The sequence below is a fragment of the uncultured Hymenobacter sp. genome, assembly GCF_964243305.1.
Lineage (GTDB): Bacteria > Bacteroidota > Bacteroidia > Cytophagales > Hymenobacteraceae > Hymenobacter.
This window is the reverse complement of record NZ_CAXTEF010000039.1, coordinates 1-13,733: the sequence shown is the minus strand read 5'-3', so window position 1 is coordinate 13,733 and position 13,733 is coordinate 1. Positions and strand designations below refer to the sequence as shown.

Here is a 13,733-nt window from a genome sequence, read left to right as displayed (position 1 = left end):
AAACGGAGTTTCGCGTTACAAGTTTTTAGTCGTACTGCGAGTCGTGCAGCACGACGGGGGCAGCTTTGCCTTTTTTGCGCAGGCGCAGGTTCAGCATTTCCACCACCAGCGAGAAGGCCATAGCAAAGTAGAGGTAGCCCTTCTCAACTTCCTTATGAAAGGCTTCCATCACCAGCATAAAGCCGATCATAATCAGAAACGACAAGGCCAGCACCTTGATGGTCGGGTTCTTATTCACAAAATTCGCCACCTTGCCCGAGAAGGCCAGCATGATGCCCATCGCTATGATGACGGCCGCAATCATGACCAGCACGTTGTCCACGAGGCCCACGGCCGTGAGGATGGAGTCGAAGCTGAACACGATGTCGATGATGATGATTTGCAGAATTATGGCCGGGAGCGTAGGTGCCACCCGGCCGGGCCCGCCCTCATCGTCGTGGCCCTGCAGCTTGTCGTGAATCTCGGTGGTGCTCTTATAAATCAGGAACAAGCCGCCAGCCAGCAGAATCAGGTCGCGACCAGTCACGCCGAAGGGCTCATTCAGCCAGGGCAGGGGTAGGGAAAAGAGCGGCGTGCGCAAGCTCACAATCCACGAAATGCTCAGCAGCAGCCCAATGCGAAAGGCCAGAGCCAGCAGCAGCCCGATAGTGCGCCCGCGCGCCTGCAGGGCTTCGGGCAGCCGGTTGACGACGATGGAAATAAAGATAATATTGTCAATTCCAAGCACGATTTCCATGAACGTCAGCGTGAGCAGGCTGACCCAGGTGGCGGCGTGGGTGAAGGCAGAGAAGTCGTACACGAAGTAGATGTCATTCTGAGCGCAGCGAAGAACCTTATCACGTCGGCGCCGCTGGGGTTAGTATTTCTGACGTCAGCAGCCGTGATAAGATGCTTCCTTCGTCAGCAGGGCAATTAGCTCTTCATATTCACGAATTGCAGTGGCAGGCCAATGTCGGTCTTGCGCAGCACGGCGATGGCCGCCTGCAAGTCATCAATTTTCTTGGCCGTCACGCGCACCTGGTCGTCCTGCATCTGGGCCTCAACCTTGACTTTGGCGTCCTTGATAGCCTTGATGATTTTGCGGCCGAAGTCCTTGTCAACGCCGGCGCGCACCTTGATGGTTTTCTTGACCAGCGCGCCGCTGGCCTGCTCCTCGGCCGTGAAGTCGAGGCTGGTGCCATCGATGCCCTGCTTCACCACGCGGCCCAGCAGAATGTCTTCCAGGGCCTTGAGGCGCATCGAGTTTTCCGAAGAAAGTTGAATCGTGTTGTCCTTTTTATTCAGCTCGATGCCGCCCTTGGTGTCGCGCAGGTCGTAGCGGGTCAGGAGTTCTTTCTGGGCCGTGTTCACCGCATTTTCCAGGGTTTGCGGGTCCACTTTGCTCACGATGTCGAAGGAAGCCATGCGGGCGGTGATTGGGTGGTGAGGTGGTGAGGTGGTAAGGGGGTAGGGCGGCTGAATAGCCGGGGCGGGGCGCTACCTCGGGGCCAAAGGTAGCGGCCAACCGGAGCCAGGACGCGGTTTTTGTTTCGGCAGCTTCCAAACCGCTCCCGGTAGCTGCTCCCGGTAACTAATGGGGCGTTGGCCAGGCCACTAACGCCAGCCGCCGGCCACGGTTTCGCCGGGCTCGGCGCCAGGGCTGGCTGGCAGCGCTTTTCTTTGGCCTCGTCCTTCGCTTTCCCTACCCCCCTTCCCAAGTTCAATGCCTGCTCCCGACTGGGCCGCCCTGGTGGCCGCCTACAACCGCATCAACCACTACGGCCAGGCCAACGGCATGGCCCTGAGCGTGCCCGCCCCCGGCCAGGCCGAGTACCGGATGCAGATTCGCCCCGACCACCTTTCCTCGCCCGGCACGGCCCACGGCGGCGTGGTAGCCGGCCTGATGGACGCGGCCCTGGGCGCGGCGGCCCTCACGCTGGCCTTCACCAGCGGCGAGTTCGTTTCCACGGTCGAGTTCAAGCTCAACTACCTGCACCCCGTGCGCCTGGCCGAGCAGCTCGTGGCCCGCGCCCAGGTCGAGCACACCGGCAACCGGCTCATCGTCAGTAGCGCCGTCATTTTTCGGATTGAATCCGACGGGCCGGAAATGGCCGTGGCGCGCGGCCTCGGCACCTTCAACCGCTACCCGGCCGATAAGCGCGAATTTGGCCAGCTGCTGATGGGGTAAGATAAAGCAAGGTGGATAAAACAAGAACGTCATGCTGAGCTTGCGAAGCATCTCGGGCGGGTAGTAAACCAATCGTTGTTAACCATTGATTACTATCCGCCCAAGATGCTTCGCAAGCTCAGCATGACGTTTATTACACCAACTTACTTCCTACAATTCTACCGCGCTGCGCATTCCGTCGTTGCTGATGTGCTCATACTCCTCGTCGCCTAGTTGCGGGGCGGGCACCTTGCGCACGTTGCGGGCGCAGTCCTCGTCGCGGTGGTTGCGGCCGACGGTGAACTCGACCCAGTCGCCCTCGCGCAGGTCGTTGAAGTCGCCCTCGGTGAGGTCGGCGTAGGAGAAAAACAGGTTGTTGGGCGGCATCACCACGAAGCCGAAGCCGTTCTTGAGGTTTTTAATCGTGCTCATGCCGATGGTGCCGGGCGGGCCGGCGGCGGTGGGGCCGGCAATGCGCACGGGCTTAGGCGCGGCGGCCGTAGCGGGCGCGAAGGCCGCCGGCTCGGCCGGAGCCACGAACATGGCTTCCACCACCTCATCCTGCTCCTGCAAGCCGCGGTCGATGACAGCGTGCATGGCCACCGGATACGTAGCTTGCTCCAGCAGCTGCTGCGAAGCGCGCGTGACGCGGGTTTCGCCCTTGAAATCCTCGTACTTGAAATCCCAGTTCAGCAGCATCACGCGGGTGCCCACGGTGTTGAGCTTGCGAATGAGCGGCACGTAGTCGGAGTCGCCGGCGATGAGCACCACCACGTCGAGGCTTTTGTGCAGGGCCAGTTCCAGCGCCTCCAGGGCCAGCCACACGTCGATGCCTTTTTCCTGGAGGCGGCCGTCGCGGGTTTTCAGGGCCATGTAGTGGGTGGACACGCCCAGGTTCATCAGAATGTCATCGAGCAGGCGGTCGTGGAAAAGGCGGTCTTTGTCGCGGGCCTCGGTGGCGGAGAGGCGGCCCCGGAAAAAGTGCGACTCCGTGATTTGGGCCAGGCGCACGTCCACGTCCTCTTCTTCGGCCACTTGGTGGCGGATAAATTCGTGCAGGCCTTCGAGGCTGATGCGGGCCTTGCGCTCGTGCTGAAAATAATAGTAGTCGCTGATTTTTAGGAAATAATTGCCGTCATAGAAGACACCAACACGGATTAATGGGCTATTCATCTGATTCATGGTCGTAGTAGTAAATGGGGTAAGTATCAGGAGTGAGAAAAGGGCGAAAAAGAAGCTGCCAGCTGTTTCTGCCCGCCGGAAGGGACCGGCCCAAACAGGAAGCTTCTTAGAAAAAAGCCACAGCCCGGTGGGCGGCGGCACTAATTTTAACCAGATAAGTAATAATTGCCCCCGCAGGAGCGGCCATAATGGCCTGCTTACGGGGCGAAACTAACAGACTAATTCGGATTCTGCAACGCCAGCGGGCTTTTTCCTGCGGCCGGGGGCGGCTTTGGCGCCGGCCGGGGGGGTAGGGAGCGGCACTGGCGGCGCGTAGGACTATGACATTAATAATTATTACTCTTTACATCTCATTCCTAAAAATGCAGCCCCCCCACCACCAGCCCCAGCACCAGCAGCCCATAGCCAACGCAGATGCCGACTTCCAGCGTATTGCCCATTTTTGAACCGGTGCTGATGAGCGGAATCTTGAACGCATAATCCGACACCGGCAAGAGCCAGCGCACGCCGGCTTTGGTGAGCGAGTCGGCCAGCAGGTGGCAGGCATAGCCGGCGCCGGCGTAGTAGCTGATGCCGCGCCAGCCCAGGCTGCGGTTGGCCAGGTGGCCGAGGTAGGTCCAGAGCAGCGTCGCCCAGATAGTGTGGGTCCAGGAGCGGTGCGAGGTGAAGGGCGCCAGGGCCACGAACGTGCCCAGCAAGCTCAGCCAGAGCTGCTCGGCGTAGAGACCGGCCACGACGGTGCTCAGGCCGGTGAAGAGCAGCGCCAGCTTGCGGGCCGAGCCGCCCTGCAAGGCCGCGCCCAGCAGCCCGAACGCCAGCGCCGCCGTGTAGCTCAGGCGCTGCTCGGCGCCGGGCGGCACCAGCAGGTAGGTGTAAGCGGCCAGGCCCAGCGCCACCCCAATAAAGGCCCAGCGCACGTAGCCCTGCGTGAAGCCCAGGCGCTGACTCAGCCGGCTTTCGGGGTGGTCGAGGTCGGGGGCCAGCGCCGAGAAGCCGGCCAGCGCGATGCCGGCCAGCGAAAACGGAATACCCGGCACAAGGCCAGCCACGGCCACGCCCGTAATCAGGCCGATGGCGAGGTGCGAGGAGCCGCGCACGGGCTAGGAAAGCGGATTTTCGGAGCCGGCCCGCGGCTCGGGTGGGGCGGGCGGCGGGCTGTCGGGCGCGGCGTTGCGCTCCCGAATGATGGCTGTAATCTTCTCTAATACCTGGCTAAGCTTGTCACTTTGCTCCTCATAGCCCGTGTGCATATCCTGCACGCTGCTATGGATGGCGCGCAGGTCATCGCGCACTTCGGGAAAAGCCCCCTCCAGCAGCGCCACGCGCTCCTTAAGATGCTGAATTTCGATGAGCATTTCGGCCACTATTAGCGGCAAATCACTATTATCCATTAATTAACTGCGATAATTCAAAGCCCGCTAGCGCGGCGGGTTTTCGAGGTTGGAAAGGCGGCCATCGTGGTCGCGCAGCTGGTCGTCGTGGCGCATCAGGCGTTCAATCATCACGCCCGTGTTCTTGGTTAGCGCATCGATGAGGCGGTCGGTGTTTTCGCGGGCTTCTATGCGCAAGCTGCTTATCTCGCCCTGCACGCCAACCATAGCATCCTCCAGCCGGGTCACGCGCGTGTTCAACTGCTGCATCTCAATCAGCATCTCGGCCATCACCAAGGGCAAATCTTTATTATCCATGATTTATAACTATGCTAAACCGACAAATCTCGGCCGCCAAGTTACGCTAGAAACTTTCGGGCCTTGCGCGTAGTATGGGGGTAGGGAAATCTGATTTTACCTGCCCGCACCCGACCAGAATTACTTCCGGCCGGGCGCTTTTCTTTGTTTACTTTCTAGCCGACTGACTTGTGCAAGTAGCTGATTTTCTTCGTTTATACCGCCTCGCGCCGGAGCTGCAAACCCTCGCCGACCGCCTGCGCGGGGCCGCCGCGCCCGCCGACGCGGCGGCCCCGCACGAGGGCGGGCGCGGCGGCGAGACCCGCCTGCACCTGCGTGGCCTCGTGGGCTCGCAGGATGCGGTGGTGGCCGCCGCCACGGCCCACAGCACCTACCCGCACGTGTTCATTCTGCACGACAAGGGTGAGGCCGCCTACTTTCTGGCCGACTTGCAGCACCTGCTGCCGGAAGGGCCGGAAATCCTGTTGTTTCCCTCGTCTTATAAGCGGCCCTACGAGTTCGATGAAACCGAAAACGCCAACGTGCTCATGCGCGCCGAGGCCCTCAACAGCCTCAACGCCAACCGCAACCCGGAGCTGAAAGGCGCCAATGGGGTGTTTCTGGTTTCTTATCCCGAGGCGCTGTCGGAGAAGGTGATTAACCGGCAGAGCCTGGTGCGGAACACGTTCACGGCCAAGGTGGGCGAGCGGCTGGACGTGCATTTTCTGGGTGAGCTGCTGGGCGAATACGACTTCGAGAAGACCGATTTCGTGTACGAGGCCGGGCAGTACGCCGTGCGCGGCGGCATCGTGGACGTGTTCAGCTACGCCAATGAGTTGCCCTACCGGCTGGAGCTATTTGGCGACGAGATTGAGAGCATCCGGACCTTTAACCCCGAAACGCAATTGTCGGTGGAACCACGGCCGAGCATCAGCATCGTGCCGAATGTGCAAACCAAGCTATTGCAGGAAACGCGCGAGTCGCTATTTGAATTTCTGCCGCGCACGGCTTGCATTTGGGTGAAAGACGTGCGGCAAACGCTGGATATTGTCGGCGATTTATTCGATAAAGCGGAAAGCAATTTCAAGAGCCTAGTCGCCGACATTGGCGGGGCGCAAATTGTGAGCCGGCCGGCCGATTTATTCGACAGCGGCAAGCATCTGAAGAAATTGCTGGATGAATTCGCCGTCGTAGAATTTGGTAAGCGGTTTTATTTTAAAAACGCCACCGATTTTCAATTTACGGCCAAGCCGCAGCCGAGTTTTAACAAGGATTTCGGACGCCTAGTCAAGAACTTGCAGGAAAACCAGGCGCGCAACTTCACCACGGTAATTGCCGCCGATTCGGTGCGGCAGGCCGACCGGCTGCGCACGATATTCGACGAGCTGGACCACAACGTGCAGTTTCAGCATCTGCTGCTGGCCCTGCGCGAGGGGTTTATTGACGAGCAGCTAGAATTAGCGGTTTATACCGACCACCAGCTATTTGAGCGCTACTACCGGGCGCAGGAGGCGCGCAAGTTCTCGAAGAAAAAGGCGTTGACTTTGCGCGAGCTAAAAACCTTGCAGCCCGGCGACTACGTCACGCATCAGGACTACGGCATCGCGCGCTTCGCGGGGCTGACGCAAATCGAGATGAACGGGCATCTGCAGGAAGCCATCCGCCTCGTTTACCGCGATGACGACGTGCTGACGGTGAGCATTCACGCCCTGCACAAAATCGCCAAGTACAGCGGCGCCGAGGGCACGCCGCCCACGATGAGCAAGCTCGGCTCGCCGGAGTGGGAGAACAAGAAGCGTTCGGTTAAGAAGAAGGTCAAGGACATTGCCGCCGACCTGATTCGGCTTTATGCCAAGCGCAAGGCGGCGCCGGGCTTCGCGTTTTCGCACGATGGATTCATGCAGGCCGAGCTGGAATCGAGCTTTATCTACGAGGACACGCCCGACCAAGCCAAGGCCACGGAGGACGTGAAGCAGGACATGCAGCAGCCGCACCCGATGGACCGGCTGGTCTGTGGCGACGTGGGCTTCGGCAAAACGGAAGTCGCGATTCGGGCCGCCTTCAAGGCCGTGGCCGATGGCAAGCAAGTGGCGGTGCTGGTGCCGACGACCATCCTGGCGATGCAGCATTACAAGACGTTTCGCGACCGGCTCGCGGCCCTGCCCGTGACGGTGGAATACGTGAACCGGTTTAAATCCACGAAGCAGATTAAGGAAACGCTGGGGCGCGTGGCGGATGGCAAAACCGATATTCTGATTGGCACGCACCGGCTCACGAATAAGGATATCAAATTCAAGGATTTGGGGCTGCTCATTATTGACGAAGAGCAGAAATTTGGCGTCAAGACCAAGGACAAGCTCAAGGAATTAAAGATAAACGTGGACACGCTTACGCTCTCGGCCACGCCAATTCCGCGCACGCTGCACTTTTCGCTCATGGGCGCGCGGGATTTGTCGGTAATTGCTACCCCCCCTCCCAACCGCCAACCCGTGCAAACCGAGCTGCACGTATTTGACGAGATATTAATTCGGGATGCCGTGGCGCGGGAGCTGAAGCGCGGCGGGCAGGTGTTTTTCGTGCACAACCGCGTGAAGGATATTGAGGAAATGGCGGGCACGATTCTGCGGCTCGTGCCGGATGCGCGCATCACCTTCGCCCACGGGCAGATGGAGGGCGAGATGCTGGAAAAGCGCATGATGAAGTTCGTGGAGGGTGAATACGACGTGCTGGTGTCGACCAACATCATCGAGTCGGGCCTGGACATTCCCAACGCCAACACCATCATTATCAACCGCGCGCACCTGGCCGGCCTCTCGGATTTGCACCAGATGCGGGGCCGCGTGGGCCGCTCGAACCGCAAGGCGTACTGCTATCTGCTGACGCCGCCGGTGGCGAATCTGCCCGCCGACGCCCGCAAGCGCCTGAGCACGCTGGAAGAGTTTTCGGACCTGGGCGCGGGCTTCAACGTGGCGATGCGCGACCTCGATATTCGCGGCGCGGGCAACCTGCTCGGCGGCGAGCAGTCGGGCTTCATCAATGATTTGGGCTACGAAACCTATCATCAGATGCTCGACGAGGCCGTGACGGAGCTGAAGGAAACCGAGTTTCGGGACCTGTTTATCGGCACGCCGGCCGAGCAGCAGCGCCTGCAAGCGGCGGCCGGCGCGGGCCGCCCTGCCGAGTGCAACATCGAGACCGACCTGCCCATCCTCATTCCGAGCGACTACGTAAGCAACGTTTCGGAGCGCCTACAGCTCTACGCCAAGCTCGACCGGGCCAAGCAAGCCGAGGATTTGGACAAACTGCTGGGCAGCATTCAGGACCGGTTCGGGCCGCTGCCGGAATCAGTGGAGCAGCTCGCCGATATCGTGCGGCTGCGCTGGCAGGCGGCGCGCATCGGCTTCTCGAAAATGACTTTGAAGCGCGACACGCTCAAAGGCTTTTTGCCGGCCGGCGACGAGCACAAGGCCTACTTCCAGGGGCCGGAATTCGGGCAGGTGCTGAGCTACGTTTCCTCGCACCCGCGCCGGGCAAATCTGAAGGAAAAAAAGGACCAGCTCATTGTCACGATTGAAGAAGTGAAATCCGTGGGGCAGGCGCGGCGGATATTGGCCGAGCTGGGGGCGGAGGAGCCGGTGGCAGCGTAACTTACCGCTATGAAGTCTCTGGTTTGGGCACTCTTTATTGCATTTGGCTTGTGGAACTTGCCTGCAACTACCCAGCCGAGATTAAACCGTCAGCTTAAGCAAGAGCTTGACAATATGGAGGCCGCCGACCAGCGCTACCGGGTCATGCTATTTGATTTGCAAATTAATCATAATCCTAAACCGCTGGTGGCCGCGCTTGGCGTTCCAGAAGCGAAACTGAGCAGCTACCTCGTCCGCCAGATGCAGCGCATTGATTCAGCTAATCTGGTACGTATGCGAGCTATCCTGAAACAGCATGGCTATCCGGGCAAGTCGCTGGTTGGCGAGCCTACTAATGAAACCGGTTGGCTCATTATTCAGCATTCGACGGCCATAAAACAGTACCTGCCAATCATAAAACTGGCGGCTGAAAAAGGTGAGCTTCCCTTTTTTCGGTACGCCATGATGCTGGATCGCCAACTCATGAGTGAAGGCAAGGAGCAGGTTTACGGCACGCAGGCGCTCAACTATACTGTGGTCAGCCCCGCTACTGGTAAGCGCGAAAGTCAGCCGCTATTTGTATGGCCCATTCAGAATCCGACGCAGGTAAATCAGCGGCGTAAGCGGGCTGGTTTTGAAAAAACTGTAGAGGAGCAAGCGGCTGGGTTAGGGATTAAATATCGGGTAGTAACGCTAAAAGAGGTGGCGAGAATGCCTAAAAAATAACCCTCATGCCCATTTCCTGGACCTGCAAGCCCTTTGCCGACCTCACCCTGACCGAGCTATACGCCGTGTTGCGGCTGCGCTCCGAGATATTCGTGGTGGAGCAAAACTGTCCTTACCTCGATATGGACGGGCTGGATGAGGCCGCGTTTCACCTGCTGGGCCGCGCCGAAACCGGCGAGCTAGCTGCCTACACGCGGCTGCTGCCCAAAGGCGTGAGCTACCCGGACTACGCCAGCATCGGGCGGGTGGTGGTGGCGCGGACGCAGCGGGGCGGCGGGTTGGGGCAGGCGCTGATGCGCGAGTCCATCAGGCGGTGTGAGCGCCTGTTTGGGCGGGCGCCGATTAAGATTGGCGCGCAGCAGTACCTGGAGCGGTTCTACCAGGAGTTTGGGTTTGCGCAGTGCGGGGCAGGGTACGACGAGGATGGCATTCCGCACCTGCCGATGCTACGGGCGTAAATGCAAATTCCCTACCCCCCTCTCCAGCGGAAGAGGGGGGTAGGGAATTGTATAATGCATAAGCGGTGGAATTGAGATTAATCGCAGCCATCCGGCCCGCAGGCGGCGCCTTCGGCGCCCACCGCTACGAGCGGATTCGCCTCGCGCCACACCGTGTCCAGCACCTGCCCAAACAGCTCGGCCGGCTGCGCGCCCGAGACGGCGTACTTATCCTCGAAGACGAAGAACGGCACGCCGCGCACCCCGACTTGCTGGGCCTGGTATTCGTCGTAGCGCACAGCTTCGGCATAGGTGCCGGCTTGCAGAACCTCACGGCTTTCTTCCGCACTAAGGCCGACTTCGGTAGCTAGCTGCACCAGCGTGTCGAGGTCGTTGAGGTCGCGGCCTTCGGTGTAATAGGCGCGAAACAGGCGCTCCTTGGCCGCGTCGTTGACGCCGTGCTTCGTGGCCAGGTGCAGTAGCTGATGGCTCAGAAAGCTGTTGGTCGGCACCGCCTGGGCGAAGTTATAAGCGAGCCCGACCTGCGCGGCTGAGGCCGCCATCTGGTCGTGCATCTGCTTCGACTGGCTTCGGCTGATGCCCTTCTTGTCGGCCAGTGAGGCGTACACATCGCGGCCGGGAACGGGCTGATAATCAGGCGTCAGCTCGAAGCTGCGCCACTGAATTTCAACTTGGTCGCGGTGAGGGAAGTCAGCCAGCGCAGCTTCCAGCCGGCGCTTGCCGATGTAGCAGAACGGACACACGATGTCGGACCAGATTTCAATTTTCATAAAAATAAACTCAAGTTGATTGATGTAGGTACAACAGTTCACCTACTGAGAAAGGTTTAGCGGCGCCGAGCCCGGCTTACAGGGCTTCGGCTCTGAGGTTGACGCGCTGCCTGACCAGGTCGGTGAGGATTTCGGTGGCCTGCTTTTCCTCGGCCAGCGTCTCGCGCAGCAGCTCCGCAACCTGGGTCAGGCCCACCCGAATTGTAGTAGTGCCGCCCGCCGCGCCGTGGAGATGGTGGAAAAGCTGGCGCGCGGCGGCCACCCGTTTCGCGCCCTCCGGCAGGGCAGGCAGCTTTTAACCCAACCTCCATTCCAACCTGGCTGCCACGAAAAAAGCCGAACCCGCTAGCAGCGGATTCGGCTCGTGGCCCCTTTGAGAAAAAGAAGGGGGTAGGGAATCGTTATTTTTTGAGGACGATGCTGACCACCTTGCCGGGGTCATTGACCATGAATTTGCAGTCGTGAAACTTTGGCGGCGCCACGGTCGGGCGCACGTTGTTGGAGAAGGCGTAGGGCTCGGTCGGGATGCCGAGAAAGTTTTTGTCCAGCTTGTCGTTGTTGTTGGTGTCCTGGGTGATGACCACGGCCCACTCGCCCTTGGGCAAATCAACGGGCAGGGAAATCTCGCGCTTGCCGCCGGGCTTCACGAAGCGCGAAAACACGTACTGCCCGCGCTTGAGAAACGAGGACGCCGCATTGTAGAAATACAGCTTGACCGTGGACTGCGTGGACACAAGGTCGGAAACGACGACCGTGACCGACTGCGTGCTGGCGGGGCGGGCCGGACCTTGCTGGGCGGCGGCCGGCGCGTTTTGCAGGCAGCTGCTAGGGACCATCAGCGAAACCAGCGACAGAGCGAACATAAGCAAGTGGAGCAAGGTGGAAGTTGCCGCCTAACGCCGCCCGCCGCGCAAAGAGTTCGGCCGGGCCCGCGCGCGGCGCCTGAAAAAGGCCTTCCAGTTCAGGAGCGCATTTTTCAAAGTCTAAAACCAGAAGACAGCGGGGCCAGGTGCCGGGCCGCCGGGCTGACGGTGGTTGCGCCGCCCAAGCTGCCCCGGTGTGAGGCTGGCAGATAGCTTTGCCGACCGGCCACGCCAATGGCAGCTTACCAGGCAGGCTTCTGATTTCCTACCCCCCTTTGCTGGGCTATTGCCGCTTTTGCTCTCCCTGGCGGCTTTCACTGGTTGCCTTCTTTCCTTTTATTGAAAAGCTGTTTAGGAGGTCGAAAGGCGGTCCTGCTGAGCTTGTCGAAGCATCTCTACCGCTTCGTTAAGGTCGTTCAACGAAGCGGTAGAGATGCTTCGACAAGCTCAGCAGGACATTCTAAATTGGTTTTTAAGACTTCCTAAACAGCTTCATTAACCCATGAGAAGATTCCTGCTTTTCCTGCTGGCCGGCGGCCTGCTCTCCTGGCCGCTGCGGGCGCAACCAACCTCCGCGCCCGTGCCACTTCCCGCGCCCGCACCCACCACTGCCGCCGACCCGCTGCGCACCGATTGGGCCGCCCTGGCCCGCTACGCGGCGGCCAACCAGCAGCTGCCCGCCCCGCAGGCCGCCACGCCGCGGGTGGTGCTGCTGGGCAACTCCATCACTGAGGCCTGGCTTCAGCAGGACCCCGCCTTTTTTGCCGGCGGGCCCTACGAGTACGTCGGCCGGGGCATCAGTGGGCAGACCTCGCCGCAGCTGCTGCTGCGCTTCCGCCAGGATGTGGTTGACCTGCGCCCGGCCGTGGTGGTCATCCTGGCGGGCACCAACGACGTGGCCGAGAACACGGGCCCGTATCAGCCGCCGGCCACGCTGGGCAACCTCAAGTCGATGGCGGAGCTGGCCCGCGCCCACGGCATCCGGGTGGTTTTGTGCTCGGTGCTGCCCGCCTACGCTTTTCCCTGGCGCCCTGGCTTGACCCCAGCCCCGAAGATTGTGGCCCTCAACGCCCTGATTAAGGCCTACGCTCGCCAGGAGCGCTTCGGCTACCTGGACTACCACACGGCGATGGCCGACGCGCGCCAGGGCCTACCCCCTGCCCTGGCCACCGATGGCGTCCATCCCACGCTGACCGGCTACCGCCTGATGGAGCCTTTGCTCCAGCAAGCCGTGGCCGCGGCGCTGAAGCGCCAGTAGTAGCCGCTTATGACCGGAGAACAACCTCGGCAGGTGGTCGGGCAACCCAAATCTTTCCGCTACCTTCCAGCCGCCTCACCTACTCTGAAAATCATGCGCTCCGCTCTCGCCTCGCTAGTTATGCTGCTCCTGTTGGGTCTGACCAGGCTGCCCGTCGGCGCCCAAACCAGCGCTCAGAGTACCGCACCGGCCCCCGTGCGGGTGGGCATCGCGGGCCTGACACACACCCACGTGCACGGACTGCTGGGCCGCGGAAAGCAGGGCGACGTGGAAATTGTGGGCATTGCCGAGCCTAATCGCGCGCTGGCCGAGCGTTTCACCAAGCAGTATGGCCTGTCCATGAGCCTGGTCTATAATACCCTGGAAGAAATGCTGACGAAAACCAAGCCCCAGGCCGTCACGGCTTTTGGCAGCATCTACGAGCATCTGGCGGTGGTGCAGGCCTGCGCGCCCCGCGGCATTCACGTGATGGTGGAAAAGCCGCTGGCCGTGAGCCTGGCCCACGCCCGCCAAATGGCGGCGCTGGCCCAAAAGCACCGCGTTCACCTGCTCACCAACTACGAAACCACCTGGTATGGCTCTAATTACCAGGCCTACCAGCTCGTGCATCAGGAAAAAGCTATTGGCGAGATTCGTAAAGTCGTCGTGCACGATGGCCACCAGGGGCCCCAGGAAATCGGGGTTAATAAGGAGTTCCTGGCCTGGCTGACCGACCCGGTGCAGAACGGTGGCGGGGCGCTCATCGATTTTGGCTGCTACGGCGCCGACCTGATGACCTGGCTCATGCGCGGTGAGCGGCCCCTATCCGTGACGGCCGTCACGCGGCAGCTCAAGCCGGCCGTCTATCCCAAGGTCGATGACGACGCCACCATCCTGCTCACCTACCCCAGCGCCGAGGCCATTATTCAGGCATCCTGGAACTGGCCGTATGCGCGCAAGGATATGGAAATCTACGGCCAGACGGGCGCCATTTTCGCTCTCGACGCCAGCCACTTGCGCGTCCGGCGCCGCGAAAGCGAGCCGGCCCAGGACCTGAC

General features: G+C 60.7%; 15 protein-coding genes. 6 read left to right on the top strand and 9 right to left on the bottom strand.

Translation table 11 applies throughout. The features are described 5' to 3' along the window. Positions 1-25: 25 nt before the first annotated feature. Together ACFE70_RS17255 and ACFE70_RS17250 are read right to left on the bottom strand one after the other, a co-directional pair. Positions 26-799: a TerC family protein gene (locus tag ACFE70_RS17255; protein ID WP_375419028.1), complete on the bottom strand. Its 774-nt coding sequence runs from the start codon at positions 797-799 to the stop codon at positions 26-28. A 113-nt stretch (positions 800-912) separates the two neighbouring features. After that, positions 913-1,404: a YajQ family cyclic di-GMP-binding protein gene (locus ACFE70_RS17250; RefSeq protein WP_375419027.1), complete on the bottom strand. Its 492-nt coding sequence runs from the start codon at positions 1,402-1,404 to the stop codon at positions 913-915. Positions 1,405-1,702: 298 nt separating this feature from the next. Here ACFE70_RS17250 and ACFE70_RS17245 point away from each other — a divergent pair, with 298 nt between their 5' ends. Further along, on the top strand, positions 1,703-2,167 hold the full coding sequence (locus tag ACFE70_RS17245; protein WP_375419026.1) for a PaaI family thioesterase: 465 nt from the start codon (positions 1,703-1,705) through the stop codon (positions 2,165-2,167). Positions 2,168-2,317: 150 nt separating this feature from the next. On the opposite strand, the gene ACFE70_RS17240 is transcribed toward ACFE70_RS17245, so the two are convergent. The 4 genes from ACFE70_RS17240 to ACFE70_RS17225 form a co-directional block, all read right to left on the bottom strand. Further along, positions 2,318-3,328, bottom strand: a complete 1,011-nt coding sequence (locus ACFE70_RS17240) for an NYN domain-containing protein (RefSeq protein WP_375419025.1) — start codon at positions 3,326-3,328, stop codon at positions 2,318-2,320. Positions 3,329-3,684: 356 nt separating this feature from the next. Then, a complete protein-coding gene (locus tag ACFE70_RS17235) occupies positions 3,685-4,425 on the bottom strand; it encodes a metal-dependent hydrolase (RefSeq protein WP_375419024.1) in 741 nt (246 codons plus the stop codon). Between the two features lie 3 nt (positions 4,426-4,428). Then, a complete protein-coding gene (locus tag ACFE70_RS17230; protein WP_375419023.1) occupies positions 4,429-4,719 on the bottom strand; it encodes a hypothetical protein in 291 nt (96 codons plus the stop codon). A gap of 27 nt (positions 4,720-4,746) precedes the next feature. Then, a complete protein-coding gene (locus tag ACFE70_RS17225; protein WP_375419022.1) occupies positions 4,747-5,016 on the bottom strand; it encodes a hypothetical protein in 270 nt (89 codons plus the stop codon). 170 nt (positions 5,017-5,186) lie between these two features. Between ACFE70_RS17225 and mfd the strand changes: the two genes are divergently transcribed. The 3 genes from mfd to ACFE70_RS17210 are packed head-to-tail and all read left to right on the top strand — an operon-like array spanning position 5,187 to position 9,805. Then, entirely contained in the window at positions 5,187-8,642 is a 3,456-nt protein-coding gene (gene mfd, locus ACFE70_RS17220; RefSeq protein ID WP_375419021.1) for a transcription-repair coupling factor, read from the top strand. A gap of 9 nt (positions 8,643-8,651) precedes the next feature. Beyond that, the gene (locus ACFE70_RS17215) at positions 8,652-9,347 is read left to right on the top strand and encodes a DUF6624 domain-containing protein (RefSeq protein WP_375419020.1); all 696 of its coding nucleotides are present in this window, start codon (positions 8,652-8,654) and stop codon (positions 9,345-9,347) included. A gap of 5 nt (positions 9,348-9,352) precedes the next feature. After that, on the top strand, positions 9,353-9,805 hold the full coding sequence (locus ACFE70_RS17210) for a GNAT family N-acetyltransferase (RefSeq protein ID WP_375419019.1): 453 nt from the start codon (positions 9,353-9,355) through the stop codon (positions 9,803-9,805). 77 nt (positions 9,806-9,882) lie between these two features. On the opposite strand, the gene ACFE70_RS17205 is transcribed toward ACFE70_RS17210, so the two are convergent. The 3 genes from ACFE70_RS17205 to ACFE70_RS17195 form a co-directional block, all read right to left on the bottom strand. Further along, complete coding sequence (locus ACFE70_RS17205; protein WP_375419018.1) at positions 9,883-10,575, bottom strand: DsbA family oxidoreductase; 693 nt, start codon at positions 10,573-10,575, stop codon at positions 9,883-9,885. A 76-nt stretch (positions 10,576-10,651) separates the two neighbouring features. Beyond that, positions 10,652-10,837, bottom strand: a complete 186-nt coding sequence (locus ACFE70_RS17200; RefSeq protein ID WP_375419017.1) for a DUF892 family protein — start codon at positions 10,835-10,837, stop codon at positions 10,652-10,654. Between the two features lie 139 nt (positions 10,838-10,976). After that, positions 10,977-11,438, bottom strand: coding sequence for a DUF2141 domain-containing protein (locus ACFE70_RS17195; RefSeq protein WP_375419016.1), 462 nt, complete (start codon positions 11,436-11,438; stop codon positions 10,977-10,979). Between the two features lie 502 nt (positions 11,439-11,940). Between ACFE70_RS17195 and ACFE70_RS17190 the strand changes: the two genes are divergently transcribed. Together ACFE70_RS17190 and ACFE70_RS17185 are read left to right on the top strand one after the other, a co-directional pair. Beyond that, positions 11,941-12,696, top strand: a complete 756-nt coding sequence (locus ACFE70_RS17190) for an SGNH/GDSL hydrolase family protein (protein ID WP_375419015.1) — start codon at positions 11,941-11,943, stop codon at positions 12,694-12,696. A 93-nt stretch (positions 12,697-12,789) separates the two neighbouring features. After that, positions 12,790-13,733: Gfo/Idh/MocA family protein (locus ACFE70_RS17185; protein ID WP_375419014.1), on the top strand; the 944-nt coding region annotated here is incomplete at its 3' end.

Bases quoted from the DNA above. Each gene is read 5' to 3' on its own strand.
- ACFE70_RS17215 (WP_375419020.1), top strand. From the start codon at position 8,652: ATGAAGTCTCTGGTTTGGGCACTCTTTATTGCATTTGGCTTGTGGAAC.
- ACFE70_RS17250 (WP_375419027.1), bottom strand. From the start codon at position 1,404: ATGGCTTCCTTCGACATCGTGAGCAAAGTGGACCCGCAAACCCTGGAA.
- ACFE70_RS17205 (WP_375419018.1), bottom strand. From the start codon at position 10,575: ATGAAAATTGAAATCTGGTCCGACATCGTGTGTCCGTTCTGCTACATC.
- ACFE70_RS17210 (WP_375419019.1), top strand. From the start codon at position 9,353: ATGCCCATTTCCTGGACCTGCAAGCCCTTTGCCGACCTCACCCTGACC.
- ACFE70_RS17245 (WP_375419026.1), top strand. From the start codon at position 1,703: ATGCCTGCTCCCGACTGGGCCGCCCTGGTGGCCGCCTACAACCGCATC.
- ACFE70_RS17240 (WP_375419025.1), bottom strand. From the start codon at position 3,328: ATGAATCAGATGAATAGCCCATTAATCCGTGTTGGTGTCTTCTATGAC.
- ACFE70_RS17225 (WP_375419022.1), bottom strand. From the start codon at position 5,016: ATGGATAATAAAGATTTGCCCTTGGTGATGGCCGAGATGCTGATTGAG.
- ACFE70_RS17230 (WP_375419023.1), bottom strand. From the start codon at position 4,719: ATGGATAATAGTGATTTGCCGCTAATAGTGGCCGAAATGCTCATCGAA.
- ACFE70_RS17195 (WP_375419016.1), bottom strand. From the start codon at position 11,438: ATGTTCGCTCTGTCGCTGGTTTCGCTGATGGTCCCTAGCAGCTGCCTG.
- ACFE70_RS17190 (WP_375419015.1), top strand. From the start codon at position 11,941: ATGAGAAGATTCCTGCTTTTCCTGCTGGCCGGCGGCCTGCTCTCCTGG.